Below are 17,338 nucleotides of genomic sequence, written 5' to 3' on the forward strand. Positions count from 1 at the left end.
AAGAGCCCTCGACCCTCGCTCCTCCGAGGGCCCAAACACGGCGGGCGAACGCGCCGTCCGATGTTTAGTAATTTGTTTAGTGATGCGCTTTTTACTAAACAACGCAAGCGAATTCGTTGCTGCGCCGCAGCATGGCGAAACGCGTCATTGAAATCGTTGGAAAATGATCGCCGGACCTGCGTGCTGCCGACGTCAGCTGGCCGCGTTGGCGGGGCCCGGACTTGTCGTCACCGGCCGGATCGGCGGCGCCGGCGGCAGGAGCGCGCGTATGTCGGCGAAGGGGAAGGTCGGCTCGAAGCGAAAGGCCTCGGCCAGCGCGCCGGGTGCGCCGTTGCACTGTCCGGCGCGAAACTCGTTCTGAAGGCGCGCCCTGTGCACATAGTGCTCCGGACCCTGCGACTGGTGCGCGAGGATTGCTTTCGCCTTGATGTCCCAATGATGCGAGATTTCGACATAATGCGTCGGCGAAAAGCCGGTGCCGCCGAGCGTATCGGCATGCAGCACCGGCGCCGCGAAGGATGCGGCGAGCCGCACGCCGTCGGACAGGGCGCGGTGGTCGCCGTGATAATCATAGGGCGCATGGGTGATGGCGAGGTCGGGCTTCGCCTCGCCGATCAGTGCCTTCAGCGCCGCAATGAACGCGGCATCGGCGACGAGCTCCCCGTCGGGAAAGTCGAGGAAGCGCGGCTCGACGCCGAGCAGGCCCGCCGCCTTGGCCGCTTCCTTGTGCCGCAAGCGGGCAAGCGCCTTGGGGTCGCCCATGCCGCCTCTGGCACCATCGGTGGCTATGGCGAAAGTCAGTTCTGCGCCTTGCGCGGCATAGGCGGCCAGCGTACCGAACATGAATATCTCGATATCGTCGGGATGTGCCCCCAGCGCCAGTATCTTCACGTCTTTCTCCCGGAATGGAATCGTGCCGAACGGAATCCTGCTCGCTCTTCTCGCTTACGCAAACTATTCGTTCAGCGACGCCGTCATCAAGGGTCTGGGCGGGCAGTTCACCGTCTTCGAGATCGGCTTCTTCATGACCTTGTTTGCCGGCTGTTTCCTCTTCTTCACCCGGCCGAAGGAGGAGCGCTGGCGCGATTTCTGGCGCACCGGGCGGCCCTGGGCCGTGCAGGCACGCGCCTGGGCCGGCATCGCCTCGGGCGTGCTCAGCGTCTATGCCTTCACCAGCATTCCGCTGGCGGAGGTTTATGCGCTGCTCTTCCTGGCCCCGTTGCTCGTCACCGTGCTTTCGACCGTCATCCTGAAGGAGGAGGTCGGCCCCTGGCGGTGGCTTGCCGTGGTCTCGGGCTTCGCCGGTGTCATGCTGGTGGTGAGGCCGGGCTTCCGCGAATTGCATCTTGGCCATCTCGCCGCCTTCGCCAATGCCTTCGTCGCGGCGACCATCGTCATCCTGATGCGCTCGCTTGCCCAGCAGGAAAAGCGCACGACCATGCTGGGCTCGCTGATCGGCTATGGCCTGCTCTTCAACGGGGTCGGCGCGGTCGCGACGTCATTTGCGCTCCCCAATCTGTGGCAATTGGGCTGGCTGGTCCTGGGCGGCCTGTTCACCGCCGGCGGCCAGTTGCTGCATCTCCTGGCGGCCAAATACGCCCCGGCCAATCGCATCGCCCCGACGCATTATTCGCAGATCGTCTGGGCGGTTATTCTCGGCGCGATGTTCTTCAGGGAATATCCCGACGCGATGACGCTGGTCGGCCTTGCCGTCGTCGGCGCCTCGGGCCTCCTCACCATGGTGCGCGAGGAAGTGCGGCTTGGCACAGTGCGCTGGAACCCGTTTACGCGTGCGCGGCTTTGACCTGCATGGGCCCGACACGTTGCACGGCGACCGCGACCGCTGATATGCGGGCAAAATGACGACGAAACCCTTGCCGGACCTTCCGGTCACAGCCGTGCTGCCGGCGCTCGGCGAAGCGCTCGCGCGGTGCAGCAGCGCCGTGCTGGTGGCGCCGCCCGGCGCCGGCAAGACAACGCTGGTGCCGCTGGCGCTGCTCGACGCGCCTTGGCTCGGCGAGGGCCGGATCGTGCTCCTCGAGCCGCGGCGGCTCGCCGCCCGCGCCGCCGCGCGCCGCATGGCCGAATTGCTGGGCGAGGAGCCCGGCGGCACGGTGGGCTACGCCATGCGCATGGAGAACCGCACCTCGGCGCGTACCAAGATCCTGGTCGTCACCGAAGGCGTGCTCTCGCGCATGATTCTCGACGATCCGGAGCTGCCCGGCGTCTCGGCGGTGATCTTCGACGAATTCCATGAACGCTCGCTCGACGGCGATGTCGGCCTGGCGCTGGCGCTCGACGTGCAGGGCGCGTTGCGGCCGGACCTGCGTCTGCTGGTCATGTCGGCGACGCTCGACGGCGCGCGCGTGGCGAAGCTTTTGTCGGAGGCGCCGGTGATCGAAAGCGAGGGTCGCGCTTATCCGGTCGAGATCCGCTACGAAGAACGGCCAGCCGGAGTCGCGATTGAGGACGCCATGGCCAAAGCCGTGCGCGCGGCTTTGGCCGGCGAGCCGGGCAGCGTGCTTGCCTTCCTGCCCGGACAGCGCGAGATCGAGCGCACCGCCGAGCGGCTCGCGGGCAACGTCGCGGCCGACACCGACATCGTTCCGCTCTATGGTCAGCTCGACAACAGGGCGCAGGACGCGGCGATCAGGCCGGCGCCGGCCGGCCGCCGCAAGGTGGTGCTGGCGACCTCAATCGCCGAGACCTCGATCACCATCGACGGCGTGCGCGTCGTCATCGATTCCGGCCTGTCGCGGCTGCCGCGCTATGAGCCGGCGAGCGGCCTGACCAGGCTTGAGACGGTGCGTGTCAGCAAGGCTTCGGCCGACCAGCGCGCCGGCCGCGCCGGCCGCACTCAAGCCGGCGTGGCGGTTCGCCTGTGGCGGGCCGAGCAGACCGCGTCGCTTCCCGCCTTCACGCCGCCGGAAATCCTTGAGGCCGATCTGTCTGGATTGCTGCTCGACTGCGCCGCCTTCGGTGTCGCCGATCCGTCGAGCCTCTCCTTTCTCGATCCGCCGCCGGCCCCGGCGCTCAACGAGGCGAGGGAGCTGCTCAAGGCGCTGCATGCCATTGACGATGCCGGCAGGCTGACCGAGGCGGGCGCCGCCATGCGCAAGCTGGCGCTGCCGGTGCGCCTGGCGCATATGGTGGCCGAAGCGGCGAAGAGCGGCCACCCGCTCGAAGCAACGACGCTTGCCGTGCTTTTGACGGAGCGTGGGCTGGGCGGCGACAGCGCCGATCTGGAGCGGCGTCTGATCCGGTTTCGCGGCGAGAAATCCCCTCGCGCCAATGCCGCGCGGCAATTGGCGGAGCGTCTGGCCGGGCAGGCCGGCGGAGACAGAAGCGACGCGCCGGCCGGCGCTGGCTCGCTCCTCATCCATGCCTGGCCGGATCGCGTGGCAAGGGCGCGCGGCGAGCGCGGCCGCTTCGTGCTCGCCAATGGTTCGGGCGCCATGATCGATGCCGCGGATGCGCTCGCCAATGAAACCTGGCTTGTGGTCGCCGACCTGCAGGGCAAGGCGCAGAACGCCCGCATCACCGCCGCCGCGCCGGTCGGCGAAGTCGATATCCGCACCGCCCTTGCCGACCGCATCGAGACAAAGCGTGAGACGAGTTTCGACCGCGAGCGCCGCGCCGTGCGCGTGCGCGAGACCGCGCGTCTCGGCGCCATCACGCTTTCCGAGCGCATGCTGCCCGCGCCGTCCGGCGCCGATGCCGACCGCGCTATTATCGATGCCTTGTGCGAGCACGGCCTGTCGCTGCTCGACTGGGGCAAGGAAGCGGAGGCTCTCCGCCAGCGGCTCGGCTGGCTGCATCGCGGCTTGGGGGCGCCCTGGCCCGACGTTTCCGATGAAGCGCTTGTCGAGGGCCTCGACGATTGGCTCCTGCCGTTTCTCTCCGGCGATGCCTATTTCGGCGCCGTCAAGCCGGCGATTTTGTCGTCGGCACTGATGGCGCTTGTCCCGCACGACCTGCAGCGCAAGGTCGACGCATTGGCGCCGACCCATTTCGACGCGCCGTCGGGCAGTCACGTGCCGATCCGCTATGACGGCGAATGGCCGGTGCTTTCGATCCGCGTGCAGGAACTGTTCGGCCTCGACCGTCATCCGGCGATCGCAAACGGAACCGTTCCGCTGACGCTTGAATTGCTCTCGCCGGCGCACCGCCCGATCCAGACGACGCGCGATCTCCCCGGCTTCTGGCGCGGCTCCTGGGCGGATGTGCGCGCCGACATGCGCGGTCGCTATCCAAAACATGTCTGGCCGGAAAACCCGCTGCTGGCCGCCGCCACCAGCCGCGCCAAGCCGCGCGGGACGTAGTGGCAGGCTCACGGCAGTGAACCGCATACCTTTGCGATTGGCGCAGACGCTCATCACGTCGTCATCCACGGGCGGAGCAAGGAGCGGAGCGACGCGCGCAGACCCGAGGATCCATTCCGGGACGTCGACGCGTTGCCACGGTTCAGAATTCCGCTCCGCTGCGCTCTACGATCGAGGTAACGGAACGGATCCTCGGATCTGCGCTCCGCTTCGCGTTGCTCCGCCCGTAGATGACGAAGTCGCGAAGCCTCAGCCAATGGGCCGAGAAAACGATGAAATACCGGCTGCCAACCGGCCAAGTCGCTCTTATGGGGCTACTAGCGCTTACCCTCTCGCGGCTATAATCGTAAGTCGATGATCAACATTCTGCGCGCGCCCGATACCCAGCAAAGCCAGCGGTTGCGGCTCAACACGCTGATCCGTCTGCGCTGGCTGGCCATCGTCGGCCAGAGCCTGACCGTGCTTGTCGTCGCCTATGGCCTGAAATTCCCGCTGCCGGTGTCGATGTGCTTTGCGCTGATTGCCTGCTCGGCCTGGATGAACCTGTGGCTCACCTTCCGCTATCCGGCGGCGCATCGCCTGACCCCGCTTTCGGCCTTCGCGATCCTCACCTTCGACGGCGTCCAGCTCACCGGCCTGCTCTACATGACCGGCGGCCTCACCAATCCGTTTTGCGTGCTGCTTTCCGTGCCGGTCGTCATCTCGGCCGCTTCGCTGCCGCTGCGCATGACCGCGGTGCTGGGCGCGCTGATTATAATTGCCGCCACGCTGCTGGTGTTTTTCCACCTGCCGCTGCCCTGGTACGAGCACGCGCCTCTGCCGATGCCGTTCATCTATGTCGCCGGCATGTGGATGGCCGTCTTCGCCTCGATCGCCTTCACCGCCATCTATGCCTTCCGCGTGGCGGCGGAAGCGCGCCTGCTCGCCAACGCGCTGGCCGCCACCGAGCTCGTGCTGCAGCGCGAGCAGCATCTGTCGGCGCTGGACGGGCTGGCGGCTGCGGCCGCGCACGAGCTCGGCACGCCCTTGGCCACCATCACCGTCGTCGCCAAGGAGATGGAAAAGGCGCTCGGCAAGGACCCGAAATACGGCGAGGACGTGAAGCTCCTGCGCTCGCAGAGCGAGCGCTGCCGCGAAATCCTGAAGCGGCTGACCAGCCTTTCCTCGGAAGGCGAAGCGCACCTGTCGCGCATGCCGCTAACCTCGCTGGTCGAGGAGGTGACGGCGCCGCATCGCGACTTCGGCATCTCGATCCGGCTGCGGCCCGGCGAGCGCATCGGCCCCGAGCCGGTCGGCCAGCGCAGCCCCGGCGTCATCTATGGGCTCGGCAACCTGGTCGAGAATGCCGTCGATTTCGCCCGCAAGTCGGTCACCGTCAGCTGGAGCTGGGACAATGAGAAGGTCATCTTCTCGATCACCGATGACGGGCCGGGCTTTCCGGCCGAGATCATCGACCGCATCGGCGAGCCCTATGTGTCGACGCGCCAGGGCACCGAGGCCGGCGGCGGCCTGGGGTTGGGGCTGTTTATCGCCAAGACCTTGCTGGAACGGTCGGGCGCCACCATCGATTTCCGCAATTCGAGCGGGCTCGGCGAAGGCGCGGTGGTGCAGATCGCCTGGCCGCGCGGCGTCTTCCTCAACCAGGACCAGGCCTCGGCCACAATGTTCGACAATGCCTGAACCTTGGTTGGATAGCGTAAACCTTGCATTTACCGCATGGCAGCTCTGTTGCCGGCTCTAAAAATTGGACATTGCTCTTGCAGGACTGTATCTGCGTAAAAGTGAGGCATGTCGCCCAAAACTGTGCAGCGATTTCAGGAAGTCGACATGCCCGGAAACAAGGATTTGAAGGGCCTTCGCCAGAATGGGTCTCGGCGCGGCGCGCTTTGGATCGGTAGGATGCCGATAAGATGAACGGAGACGAAACGACGGGCGCAATGGTCGAGGGCGAGGACACCTCCTTGCTCATCGTCGAGGACGACAAGCCGTTCCTCACCCGGCTTGCCCGGGCCATGGAGACCCGGGGTTTTGTGGTCGAGACGGCGGAGAGCGTCGAAGAGGCGGTCGCCAAGGCGCGCGCTCATCCGCCGGCTTATGCCGTGGTCGACATGCGCCTCGGCGACGGCAACGGCCTCGATGTCGTGGCAGTCATCCGCGAAAAGCGCAACGACGCCCGCGCCATCATCCTGACCGGCTACGGCAACATTGCCACGGCGGTGACCGCGGTGAAGCTCGGCGCCATCGACTACCTGTCCAAGCCCGCCGACGCCGACGACGTCTTCGCCGCGCTTACCCGCACCTCCGGCGAGCGCGCCGCGCCTCCGGAAAACCCGATGTCGGCCGATCGCGTGCGCTGGGAGCACATCCAGCGCGTCTACGAAATGTGCGACCGCAACGTCTCCGAAACGGCGCGCCGCCTCAACATGCACCGCCGGACCCTGCAGCGGATTCTGGCAAAGCGCGCGCCGCGTTAAACGAGCGTCGTCAATCCTCGGGTCTGCGCCGCGTCGCTTCGCTCCTTGCTTCGCCCGTGGATGACGAAGCGACGGGCGTTTCGGCCAACTTCCGAAGCAGGCGATCTGTCAATGTGAACTCGAACGCTTGCTTCGCCAGCCGGGCTGCGCATCATTAGGTTATAGGTTTCCGGCCGTCAGGTCGGGGTGACGGGACGGAGCGACCATGCAAGATAAGCGGCCGAAATCGATCCTGCGTGAATTCCTCGACGGCGAGGCCGCCGGCGGCATCATCCTGATGGTGGCCGCAGCACTTGCGCTGATCGTCGCCAACTCGCCTTTGGCCGAAACTTATTTCGCCGTCCTGCACGCCTATCTCGGGCCGCTCAGCGTATCGCATTGGATCAATGACGGGCTGATGGCGGTGTTCTTCCTGCTGGTTGGGCTCGAGATCAAGCGCGAGATGCTGGACGGACAGCTTTCGACCTGGCCGCGCCGCGTGCTGCCCGGCATCGCCGCCGCCGGCGGCATGGTGGCGCCGGCGCTGGTCTATGTCTTGATCAATCGTGACAATGCGGCAGCGCTCTCCGGCTGGGCGATCCCCACCGCCACCGACATCGCCTTCGCGCTCGGTGTGCTCTCGCTGCTGGGCAGCCGCGTGCCGGCCTCGCTGAAGGTCTTCCTCACCGCTCTGGCCATCATCGACGATCTCGGCGCCGTCATCATCATCGCGCTGTTCTACACCAGCGGCCTGTCGCTCGCTTATCTGGCCGCCGCCTTCGTCGTCATCGCGCTGCTCGTCGTGCTCAACCGAATGCAGGCCATGAAGCTCTGGCCGTATCTCTTGCTTGGCGCATTGCTATGGGTGCTGGTGCTCAAGTCGGGCGTGCATGCGACGCTCGCCGGCGTGGCGCTGGCGCTCACCATCCCGCTGGAGCGGTCTCCCGGCATCAGCCGCGATATCGAGCATTCGCCGCTGCACCGGCTGGAACACGGCTTGCATAGGCTGGTGCCTTTCCTCGTCATCCCGATCTTCGGCTTCGCCAATGCCGGCGTCTCGCTCGGCGGCCTGAGCCTTGCAGCACTGGTTGAGCCGCTGACGCTTGGCGTCGCCGCCGGTCTGGTGCTCGGCAAGCTGGTCGGCGTCTTCGGCTCCTCGGCCCTGGCCATCCGGTTTGGCCTCGCCGACCTGCCGGCCAATGCCGGCTGGCTGCACATGCTGGGCATTTCGCTGCTTTGCGGCATCGGCTTCACCATGAGCCTGTTCATCGGCCTGCTCGCCTTCGCCGGCGACCCGGCGCTGCAGGACGCGGTGAAGGTCGGCATCCTCGCCGGCTCGCTGATTGCCGCCCTCTTGGGCGCCGCCATCCTGCTCATGGCGCCGGCGGCGAGTGGGGTGGACGAAGAGGTGGACTAGGTCGGGCCGCGACGCCCGTCTTCTCACGCAGCCCGGCGCTACTCGCTCTCGCCATCCAGCGCCGGCACCGCCACGCCGGCAAGCTCGGCCGCCAGCAGCCGCGCGGCGCCCGCACGGGCAATCCGCAGCATCAGCGCCTTGCGCGTCGCTGCCGCCATGCGGTGCTCGGGTGCATCGCGCAGGATCTCCGCGCCATAGCCGTCGGAGAGGATGAAGCCGCATTCCTCGGGAAAGATGTCCTGTGGAACGCCGGGATGGGTGGCGAAGAAGAAGCGGTCGGAATGCAGCCGGTAGTCCGGCCATTTGCGGTCGACCCTGAAATCCTCGATCGAAGATTTGATCTCGATGATCCAGATATCGCCCTGCCTGGTCAGCGCCACGAGATCGGCGCGCCGCCCGGTGGCCAAAGACAGCTCCGGCAGCACATGCGCGCCCATTTCGGTGAGCAGCCGCTGCACGCCGCGCCGCACCAGCATGGCGCGCTCCGACTGGCGGCCGTCGATCAACGGGTTAAGGGGAATCGGGGAAACGAGTGGCATGGGAGGCACCATGCCAGATTTTGTTCACGGTTTGAACCCGTTTTAGAGGGGCGATTGTCTATTTGACAAACAGGCCAGCACTCTTGAAATCGCCAAGATCAATGGCGATATGAATTTGTTCCTAGGCAATTGCGAGTTTACATTTGCAAGTGTAACGTCCCCAGCAACTCGCTAGGGGCACTCGAAGTGATTCGAGCGTGAGTTGGAGGCTGGGCAGATGTCCTATCCTGCTATCGAAGTAGCAAACGAATTGATCGCGCGGCACGGGGCCAATGGGAACATCGATCCCATGAAGCTTCAGAAGCTGCTTTATTTTGCCAATGGCTGGTGGCTGGCACTTGTTGGTCGGCCCCTTATTTCTGAAGCTCCTCAAGTCTGGCGCTATGGGCCTGTGTTCAAGCCCATCTACCATAGCTTCTCTAAGTATGGCCGGAACAACATTATGTATCCGGAGCCCGCTACGCCATTCGGAGGGCAGCCGCGTCGAATTCCTGACAATGCCGCTGACGCTCAAGAAGTCCAGCATCTACTTGATTGGATTATGAGTGAGTACGGCTGGAAGAGCGGCCCGACACTTTCGGATGAAACTCATCGTCCCGGAACCCCGTGGCGCAACATTGCTGAGAGGAACCGATTCCAGGTTCCGGAAAACCAAGTGATCTCCCCCCAAGAGGATTGGCAGTACTTTTCACAGTTGGCGAGGGCGCGTGGATACCAACCAGTCCCCATTGCGGCAGCTTGATCCTACTCCGACTTTCGAAGAGGAGGTTCGGGATTTCCAGGACTTCGGCGCCTACAGCGGTTCTAAGCCATTCGACGGCGAAGCCGCCAAAACCCGAATAGACAAGATCGCAAGAAGGCTGGCCATCGCGTGGTCAGCCTTCCTGATCTATATCATTCTTGCTCAAGGGTTTGAGACCGGTTGGGTCATAGAATTTCCTCTCGCTCCAAACGATTGGAGGCCGATCTACCTAGTCAGGCCATTCCATCTCGGAACAACTGAGTTCGTCGCGGTTGTCACGACCACGACCGCAAGCGTATTTGGCTTTTTGATAATCGTGGCTAACCACCTATTTCATCGGAAAAAACAGGAAAGCGCCTAACGGTCGGTTTTGTTATGCTTCTGACGCGCCAGTTTCTTTACCTGTTCGCTGGTGAGCTTGGGCGATCTTGTCTACGGCAGACTCAAAGGCTTTGTCTGATTGTTTTTCAGTTTCCCCGTGGTTCCGCGGAATTTCTGATCTGCGATTGTCCGTCGACTCAACTACCGGATGAATGCTGCACCCCTACTGCGAGTCCCCCGCTCGAAATTCATCCGCCAGAAGCCTGGCCAGGTGGTCGCGGCTCAGGCTCAATGTCTCTTTCAGGAACCACAGAAAATTGCTCGGGCCGTCGGTCGGCAGGCCGTTTTCTTCGGCCTGGGTGATGACCGCGCGCTGGCGCTCGATCCGCTGTTCGATCTCGCGGATGTGCTGCTCGACCCGTTCGATGTCATCCTGGATGGCCATGGCCGGCAATCTCATTGTAGGCGATCATCAAAATAGCACCAAACCAGAAATGCATGGAGCGTAAAGCCAAGCGGGTGTTTGAGCCGTGGTCCAGAGAAGACTTAGTTCTTGCTGATCGAATCCCTTGGCAGCAATCTCGCCGTGAAAGGAATTTCCCCATGACCCGCGACCACATGCTCGCCCACCTCCGGTCCGCCGATGCCGTCGCGCGCGAGGCGGCGGCGCATGGGCATCATCCGTTCGGCTGCGTGCTGGTCGCGCCGGACGATCGCATTTTGATGCGACAGGGCAATCTCGACACGGTGCGCCATGCCGAGACCGAGTTGGCCCGCCGCGCCGCGGCGGCCTATGAGCCGGAGTTCCTGTGGCAATGCACGCTGGTCTCGACCTTCGAACCATGCGCGATGTGCGCTGGCACGATGTATTGGGCGAATATCGGACGCCTGGTCTACGGGGTCGAGGAAACCAGCCTCCTGGCGCTCACCGGCGATCATGCGGAGAATCCGACGATGAACCTCGCCTCGCGCACCGTCTTCGCCTCCGGCCAGAAGCGGATCGAGGTGTTCGGCCCCTTTCCCGAAATCGCGGACGAGATGCTCGCTCCGCACCGCGATTTCTGGAAGCGCTGAGGCAGTTTCTCAGAAGCCGGTGCTTCCCGCCTCGTTGAATCGGTAGACGAGCGAGAACGAAAGCGTCTGCACCGTTGGCTTGAACGCGATCGCGTTGTCCGGAACGCCGGTGGGAACGACATACATCTGCGCGTTTTTACGGCTGTAGTTGGCGAAACGGTATTCGGTTTTCATGGACCAACCGGGGGAGGAGATACCGGTGAAGTCGAGCGAGTTTTCGATGCCGGCGCCTACGAACCAGCCGTCGTAGTGTTGTCCGGCGACATTGATGGCGGGCGGCAGCGGAAGCGGGTTCAGGCCTGAACCGGTGAACTCGGCATGGCTGTAACCGCCATCGACATAGATCAGCGCGTTTGGCGTTGCGAGCACGCCGAGACGAAGACCGGCAGCATAGTTCAGCCTGTTGCTCGTGGTGCCGTAATATTGCTCGAAGGGCGCCCTTATCGTGCCCCTGATGTCGCCGAACTGAACGTCGGCGAAGACGCCGGCCACCCAACTGGGAGCAAATTGCCAGTCGAAGCCGCCACCTACCGTGCCGAAGCCGCCGTTGCCCGAGGTGCCCTCGGATGGTCCGGGCGCGGGAAAGCCCCCGAAATCCGTGTACTGATCAGCGCTCCACCATCCGAACCCGCCGCCTGCTGAAAGATAGAACCCGCTCCAGTCCCGGGCCGGTTCTTGCGCCGCGGCGTTCATGTCGGCCGCCATTGCCGCCGGCGGCAACATGCTCACGATGACGATTCCAGCCGCGCACAAAAGTCTCATGCAAAAGTCCTCGAAGTTTGATCCTGGCCCGTGCAGCCATGGCTGATTTCGCGGCTACCGTCTTGGACCGACGGGCTCCGGCATTGGATGGGCGGGCTGGGTTTGAAAATCGATTCGCAATGTGGCGCCGCTGCAACGAGCGCCGACCCAAATGATCGCGGCTTGGACCGGGTGGCTCTGGAATTGGACTGGGCGGCCTGATTGCCTCTTTTTTTGCCGATCCGAGTCTGTGGCGGCCGTGCTAGGCTGAAGGCGGGGCAAACAGATTTCCGTCAAATGCAGAAGATTGATTTTTCGTCGGACAGCTTGCCAGCGCATCTGAGCGACAAGGATCGCTTTCGCCTCTGGCGCGACATGTGGATGGAGCAGCTTGGCGATGCCGAGATCAGGCATGCCGAGGACAAGCGGTTCGCGACGGCGACCAAGATGCGCTTCCTCGGCGAGCTTCGCGTCGGCCTGTTCGAGACCACGACCGAGTACTATGTGCGCACCCGCCGGCATGTCGCCAACGACCGCGACGATATCTTCGTGGGATTTTACCGCAGCCCCAAGCCGCAGATATGGTCGGTTGCCGATTGCGACCTGTCGCTGCAGCGGGGCAACGGCATCGCCTACAACGTCGCCCAACCCTGCCAAAGTTTCACGAACGGCGTCACTTCCTGGATCTTGGCCTCCATCCCCCGCGCCTCGTTGCTGAGACAGGTGCCGCGTGCCGACGACCGCCCGGTAACGCGGCTCGACCCGGCAAACCCCGCCGTGCGGCATCTGGAACGCACGATCGATTTCCTGCTTCAATCCGACGAGGTTGACGCGGAGCCGGCGCTGTCGCGGCAGGCCGGGGCGGCGCTGGCCGACCTGATCGTGCTGGCGCTGGGGGCCAAGGGCGATGCCGCGGAAATCGCGACCGGCCGCGGGCTGCGCGCGGCGCGGCTGCGCGAGGCGGTGGCAGTGATCGAGGCACGCTTCGCCGACCCCGGCCTATCGACGGAGATGGTCGCTCGCGCCGTCGGGCTTTCGCGTCGATATCTCAACACGCTTCTGCTCGAGAGTGGCAGCACCTTTGCCGAGCGCGTGCTGGAGCTTCGGCTGCGCAAGGCATGTGCCATGCTGTCGGACATCCGCAACGACGCGACCAAGGTAAGCGACATCGCGCTCGCCGCGGGGTTCAACGACGTGTCCTACTTCAACCGGCGGTTCCGGGCCCGCTTCGGCGCTTCGCCCACGCAATATCGCGGCGGGTAGTTTCTGTCAGGCGGATACCTGGTCCGCCGCGCCCGCCATGTCGTCCAGGATTGGGCAGTCCGGGCGGTCGTCGCCGTGACAGGCGTGGATCAGCTTCTGAAGCGTCGAGCGCATCGACTGCAATTCGCGTACCTTTTCCTCGATCGCCCTGACATGGGCGGCGGCGATCTCGCGCACATCGTGGCTGGCGCGGTCGCGATCCTGATAGAGCGCCATAAGCTGCCTGCAATCGTCGATTGAGAAGCCGAGATTGCGCGCACGGCGCAGGAAGGCGAGCCGGTGGATATCGTCGCCGGAATAATCGCGATAGCCATTCTCGGCCCGCGCCGGGCGGATCAGTCCGATCTCCTCATAGTAGCGGATGGTCTTGGCCGGCAAGCCGGAACGCTCGGCGGCATCACCGACATTCATGGCGCTCTCCTCGCATCGCAGGCGGCTCTCCGAGTCGCCCCATTGATTTTGCTTCACAATCCTGTAAGGCCTGTTGCGAAAATGCCGCAGTCGGGCACTTACCGGCGCGTAAGGTCCTGCATATAAGCAGTGCGCGCTTGGCAAGCAAAAGAAATGCCAGCATGAATGGTGGCAACAAAGCGGCCGACTCGTGCCGCTGGTATAGAGGCGGGGCGTCGGACCTTTTCATGCGCTTGAAGTCATTTGCAATCCTCGCCGCTCTTGCGCTGTCGACCGCGATCAGCGGGTGCAGCACCATCGGTGGGCAAATGTTCACCAACAACTATGGCGCGATGACCGATGCCGGCTATCAACTGCCGCGCATCCCGATCGAGAAGGTCCCCGCCAGGTACCACCGCCAGGAAGTGCGGTACGACTCGTCGGAAAGGCCGGGCACGATCATCGTCGATACGCAGAACAAGTTCCTCTATTTCATCGAGGGCGACGGCATGGCGATGCGCTACGGCATCGGCGTCGGCCGGGAGGGTTTTGAGTGGCACGGCACAGCCCATATCGCGCTGAAGCGCGAATGGCCGACCTGGACGCCGCCCTCGCAGATGATCAAGCGCCAGCCCGAACTCGCCAAATTCGCCAGCGGCATGGAGCCGGGCCTGAAGAACCCGCTCGGCGCGCGCGCCATGTATCTCTTCAACAAGGGCGGCGACATGGGCTACCGCCTGCATGGCAGCCCGGAATGGTTCTCGATCGGCAAGGCGATGTCGTCGGGCTGCATCCGGCTGATGAACCAGGACATTATCGACCTCTACGACCGCACGTCGGTCGGCGCCAAGGTCATCGTGATGTGATCACGAAGGCCGAGGCCAAAAGCTTTCGCAAGCGGACCGTCTAGGCAACAACAAGACGTCCAAAAACAGAAAACCGGGCTGTTGGGGCCCGGTTTTTTGTTTTTGCGTCTTGGATCGGAATTCGCTTCGCCGCACGACGCGGCCGGCGAAGTGGGTTCTCAGGCGACCTGCTCGACCTGCTGTACTTCCGGAACAAAGTGGCGAAGCAGGTTCTGGATGCCGTGCTTCAGCGTTGCCGTCGATGACGGGCAGCCGGCGCAGGCGCCCTTCATGTGCAGGAACACGGTGCCATTCTCGAAGCCGCGGAAGGTGATGTCGCCGCCGTCCTGGGCGACGGCCGGGCGCACGCGCGTGTCGAGCAGTTCCTTGATGGTCAGCACCAGCTCTTCGTCGGCCTTGTCATAGAACTCGCCGGTCTCGCCGGCCTGGCTCGCCGGAGCGGTCGCGGCCATGACCGGCGCACCGGACATGAAATGCTCCATGATGGCGCCGAGGATCGCCGGCTTCAGGTGCTGCCAGTCCGGACCGTCCTTGGTCACGGTAATGAAATCGTAGCCGAAGAAGACGCCGGTGACGCCCGGGATCTCGAACAGGCGGCCAGCCAGCGGCGACGCCTCCGCCGCGGCTTCGGCGTTGCGGAAATCGGCTGTGCCTTCGCGCAGCACTTCCTTGCCCGGCAGGAATTTCAGCGTCGCCGGGTTCGGCGTCGATTCGGTCTGGATGAACATGGGTATCTCCAGGCCCTTCCCGGGCCGATAGTTTGGAATAATTCTAAATAGGCTCTATCGGCTGGACATTCAAGCGAAACGCGTCGCTCGAACGGCTGGCTGGCGGAATGTTTTGCCATGGCGGGTATCCGAACCGCGGCAGCCGTCATCCTCCAACTTCGACGGTCAGTTGTCCACTCGTCTGCAATATATCGACCTCGGCGCCGGTATTCGTTCGCCTGAATTCGAGATCGGCGGTGCCCTTGCCGACGCGCAGTCCGCGAAGCTCGACATGGTTCACGAAACCGGGCAGTCGCGGCCGCACGATCCGCAGCTTGTTCGCGAAGGCGTCGGGTTCCAGGCCGAGGCACACCGTCAGCATGAAGGGCACGGCGCCGGCCGCCCAGGCCTGAGGGTGACAAGCCACCGGATAGTGTACCGGCACCTGGAAATCCGCGCGTGGAAAGCCTGCCATCGCTTCAGGCAGCCTGTGATGGCGAAAATGCATCGCCGCCTCGGCGATGCCCGTAAAAATCCGCAGCGCCGCGTCGTCCTCGCCATATTGCCTGCAACCGGCGGCCACGAGCGCATTGTCATGTGGCCAGACCGTTCCCAGATGATAACCGACGGGATTGTAGCGCCGCTCCGAGGCGGCAAGCGTACGCACTCCCCAGCCATTGAACACGTCGTCCCGCATCAGCCGCGCGATCGACCGGCGAGCCTTGTCGCGGTCCGCGATACCGCACCACAGCGCGTGGCCGGGGTTCGATGAAACGACGGCGGCTTGCCGGCCTCTCGCTTCGAGCGCGAGCGCGAAGATGCTCTTTTCCTCACACCAGAAATCGTGATTGAAGCGTCTTCGAAGCCTGTCGGCCTCCTGGCGAAGCTGTTTGGCGCGACCGGGTTCGCCATCGCGCTCATAGAGATCGGCGATGGCCTGTTTGGCTGCAAAGACATAGCCCTGCGCCTCGACGAGCGCGATCGGCGGCTTGGCGAGATCGCCATCGGCCCTGACGATGGCATCGCCCGAATCCTTCCATCCCTGGTTGACGAGGCCCTCGGCGGACATGCTCCGATACTTCAGATACCCCTTGCCGTGATCGTCTCCGGCCTTGGCGATCCAGTCCAATGCCTTTTCCACCGGCACCTGCAATTCGCGGAACAGGTCGAGATCGCCGGTCCAGGCGGCGTGGCGGCCGAGAAGCAGCAGGAAAAGCGGGGTGGCGTCCACCGTGCAGTAGAACCTGGCATGAGGGACATCGCCGGCGCGCGCGAGCTCGCCGACCCGCAGCTCGTGCAGGATCTTGCCGGGCTGTTCCTCCCGCCACCGATCCGTCCGGCTTCCCTGATAGCTGGCCAGGAGGCGCAGCGTCTGGGCGGCGATCTCAGGCTGAAAGGCGAGCATCTCCAATGCGACGATCAGGCTGTCGCGGCCGAACAGGGCAGCGAACCAGGGCACGCCGGCGGCAAAATATTCACGGCTTCCCAACTCCGAGCGCAGCATCGCCACATCGCGCAGCGATCTGTCCATGATGCTGTTGAGCAGAAAGCTGTCGCTGTCGAGCTTCGTATGCCGCTCCAGCCATTCTTCAGAGCTTTTCCGGAGTTTGCCGGCAAGGCCGTCGAGCGTGGCCGCCGGGCGCTGGTTCAGTCGGTCCGCCGCGGCGTCCTCCGGCTGTTCCTTCAACTCGATCGTGAGCGCGATCGTTCGCGTGGCTCCCGCCGGCACGTCGATCTGGAATTCGGCCGTCGTCTTGTATGAAGCATCGGGTCGGGGCGAGAACGCAATCGTCGCCATCCTGCGGAGCCGGTCGGCGCCGTGATAGACGAAATGCAGCCTGCCGTCCCGCCACGCGGGCCGCTCGGCCCTGCCGAGATTTTGCTGCACCAGCCCACGCACGTTGAAGATGTCCTCGAAGCCGGCGCCGAATTGCAAGGTCAGCGGAAAGTCGTGCGCCTCGTGTCCCAGGTTCTGGATGGTCAGGACTTCTCTGACGCATGTCTGTTCGGCGTCCAGGATGCGTTCCCAGCGAATGCCGAGTTCGTCCTTGGGGATCAACCGGCCCCGCTTGGAATGAAGGTCTGGGTTGGTCAGTTCAAAAAGCGCCGCGTAACCCTTCTGCGCGGTCGAGGCCAAGACGACCGGCGCCAGACCGGCCAAGGTCATCTGATAGCCCCCGACGAACCGGCAGTCGTGAAAATAGAGTCCGAAACCGTGCCCGTCCTTCACGGGGATCTGCGCGTCGGAGGCGATGACGTAATAGATGTCGAGGTTCTTGACGGTAATCGCGCCGGCGATGCTGTCGACCATCGCCGGATGGCCCTTGGCCAGCACGCGCTGCTTGCGCTCCTGTTGCGCATGAGGCGCCTGCCGGGCTTTCTCCTGGGCTCGTGCCGGCGCCGAGCGCGGCTGCGCCCCGCCATCCTTGCTCTTCGCCCTCGATCTTCCGCTTCGGGCTGCCTTCTGCGTTGGCTTGTCCACAGGCTCTCCATTGGAATGTCG

General features: G+C 64.2%; 17 protein-coding genes. 10 read left to right on the forward strand and 7 right to left on the reverse strand.

The features are described 5' to 3' along the window. Nucleotides 1-192: 192 nt before the first annotated feature. Nucleotides 193-891, reverse strand: a complete 699-nt coding sequence (locus FJ425_RS14385; protein WP_140724361.1) for a PIG-L deacetylase family protein — start codon at nucleotides 889-891, stop codon at nucleotides 193-195. Nucleotides 892-913: 22 nt separating this feature from the next. Between FJ425_RS14385 and FJ425_RS14390 the strand changes: the two genes are divergently transcribed. From FJ425_RS14390 to nhaA, 5 genes are all read left to right on the forward strand, one after another. Then, complete coding sequence (locus tag FJ425_RS14390) at nucleotides 914-1,804, forward strand: DMT family transporter (RefSeq protein ID WP_140628977.1); 891 nt, start codon at nucleotides 914-916, stop codon at nucleotides 1,802-1,804. A gap of 55 nt (nucleotides 1,805-1,859) precedes the next feature. After that, nucleotides 1,860-4,322: an ATP-dependent helicase HrpB gene (gene hrpB / locus FJ425_RS14395; RefSeq protein WP_140628982.1), complete on the forward strand. Its 2,463-nt coding sequence runs from the start codon at nucleotides 1,860-1,862 to the stop codon at nucleotides 4,320-4,322. Between the two features lie 354 nt (nucleotides 4,323-4,676). Continuing rightward, nucleotides 4,677-6,002, forward strand: coding sequence for an ActS/PrrB/RegB family redox-sensitive histidine kinase (locus FJ425_RS14400; RefSeq protein ID WP_140628987.1), 1,326 nt, complete (start codon nucleotides 4,677-4,679; stop codon nucleotides 6,000-6,002). Between the two features lie 230 nt (nucleotides 6,003-6,232). Further along, a complete protein-coding gene (locus FJ425_RS14405) occupies nucleotides 6,233-6,796 on the forward strand; it encodes an ActR/PrrA/RegA family redox response regulator transcription factor (protein ID WP_140546716.1) in 564 nt (187 codons plus the stop codon). A gap of 205 nt (nucleotides 6,797-7,001) precedes the next feature. Continuing rightward, entirely contained in the window at nucleotides 7,002-8,192 is a 1,191-nt protein-coding gene (gene nhaA / locus FJ425_RS14410) for a Na+/H+ antiporter NhaA (RefSeq protein ID WP_140628990.1), read from the forward strand. A 38-nt stretch (nucleotides 8,193-8,230) separates the two neighbouring features. Here the strand turns inward: nhaA and FJ425_RS14415 are convergent, their stop codons facing one another. Beyond that, complete coding sequence (locus tag FJ425_RS14415; RefSeq protein ID WP_181164855.1) at nucleotides 8,231-8,731, reverse strand: MmcB family DNA repair protein; 501 nt, start codon at nucleotides 8,729-8,731, stop codon at nucleotides 8,231-8,233. 217 nt (nucleotides 8,732-8,948) lie between these two features. On the opposite strand from FJ425_RS14415, the gene FJ425_RS14420 reads away from it, so the two are divergent. After that, nucleotides 8,949-9,473, forward strand: a complete 525-nt coding sequence (locus FJ425_RS14420; RefSeq protein ID WP_140724364.1) for a type II toxin-antitoxin system antitoxin SocA domain-containing protein — start codon at nucleotides 8,949-8,951, stop codon at nucleotides 9,471-9,473. Then, nucleotides 9,439-9,834 (forward strand): hypothetical protein, encoded by a 396-nt coding sequence (locus tag FJ425_RS14425; protein ID WP_140724367.1) that lies wholly within the window; start codon nucleotides 9,439-9,441, stop codon nucleotides 9,832-9,834. Before FJ425_RS14420 ends, FJ425_RS14425 begins: the two co-directional genes overlap by 35 nt. Before the next feature lie 183 nt (nucleotides 9,835-10,017). Here FJ425_RS14425 and FJ425_RS14430 read toward each other — a convergent pair whose 3' ends face one another. Next, on the reverse strand, nucleotides 10,018-10,239 hold the full coding sequence (locus tag FJ425_RS14430; protein ID WP_140629005.1) for a hypothetical protein: 222 nt from the start codon (nucleotides 10,237-10,239) through the stop codon (nucleotides 10,018-10,020). 158 nt (nucleotides 10,240-10,397) lie between these two features. On the opposite strand from FJ425_RS14430, the gene FJ425_RS14435 reads away from it, so the two are divergent. Further along, nucleotides 10,398-10,868, forward strand: coding sequence for a nucleoside deaminase (locus FJ425_RS14435; RefSeq protein WP_140629008.1), 471 nt, complete (start codon nucleotides 10,398-10,400; stop codon nucleotides 10,866-10,868). Nucleotides 10,869-10,877: 9 nt separating this feature from the next. Here FJ425_RS14435 and FJ425_RS14440 read toward each other — a convergent pair whose 3' ends face one another. Then, nucleotides 10,878-11,591, reverse strand: coding sequence for an outer membrane beta-barrel protein (locus tag FJ425_RS14440; RefSeq protein WP_246673251.1), 714 nt, complete (start codon nucleotides 11,589-11,591; stop codon nucleotides 10,878-10,880). Nucleotides 11,592-11,906: 315 nt separating this feature from the next. On the opposite strand from FJ425_RS14440, the gene FJ425_RS14445 reads away from it, so the two are divergent. Further along, complete coding sequence (locus FJ425_RS14445) at nucleotides 11,907-12,872, forward strand: helix-turn-helix domain-containing protein (protein WP_140629014.1); 966 nt, start codon at nucleotides 11,907-11,909, stop codon at nucleotides 12,870-12,872. 6 nt (nucleotides 12,873-12,878) lie between these two features. Here the strand turns inward: FJ425_RS14445 and cueR are convergent, their stop codons facing one another. Next, nucleotides 12,879-13,283, reverse strand: a complete 405-nt coding sequence (gene cueR, locus FJ425_RS14450; protein ID WP_140546709.1) for a Cu(I)-responsive transcriptional regulator — start codon at nucleotides 13,281-13,283, stop codon at nucleotides 12,879-12,881. A gap of 227 nt (nucleotides 13,284-13,510) precedes the next feature. On the opposite strand from cueR, the gene FJ425_RS14455 reads away from it, so the two are divergent. Then, nucleotides 13,511-14,128, forward strand: coding sequence for a L,D-transpeptidase (locus FJ425_RS14455; protein WP_140546708.1), 618 nt, complete (start codon nucleotides 13,511-13,513; stop codon nucleotides 14,126-14,128). A gap of 158 nt (nucleotides 14,129-14,286) precedes the next feature. Here the strand turns inward: FJ425_RS14455 and FJ425_RS14460 are convergent, their stop codons facing one another. Together FJ425_RS14460 and FJ425_RS14465 are read right to left on the reverse strand one after the other, a co-directional pair. Continuing rightward, a complete protein-coding gene (locus tag FJ425_RS14460) occupies nucleotides 14,287-14,856 on the reverse strand; it encodes a NifU family protein (protein ID WP_140546707.1) in 570 nt (189 codons plus the stop codon). A 145-nt stretch (nucleotides 14,857-15,001) separates the two neighbouring features. Further along, a complete protein-coding gene (locus tag FJ425_RS14465; protein WP_181164856.1) occupies nucleotides 15,002-17,317 on the reverse strand; it encodes an amylo-alpha-1,6-glucosidase in 2,316 nt (771 codons plus the stop codon). Nucleotides 17,318-17,338: the final 21 nt, after the last annotated feature.

This window comes from Mesorhizobium sp. B2-7-2 (assembly GCF_006440775.1).
Classification (GTDB): Bacteria; Pseudomonadota; Alphaproteobacteria; order Rhizobiales; family Rhizobiaceae; genus Mesorhizobium.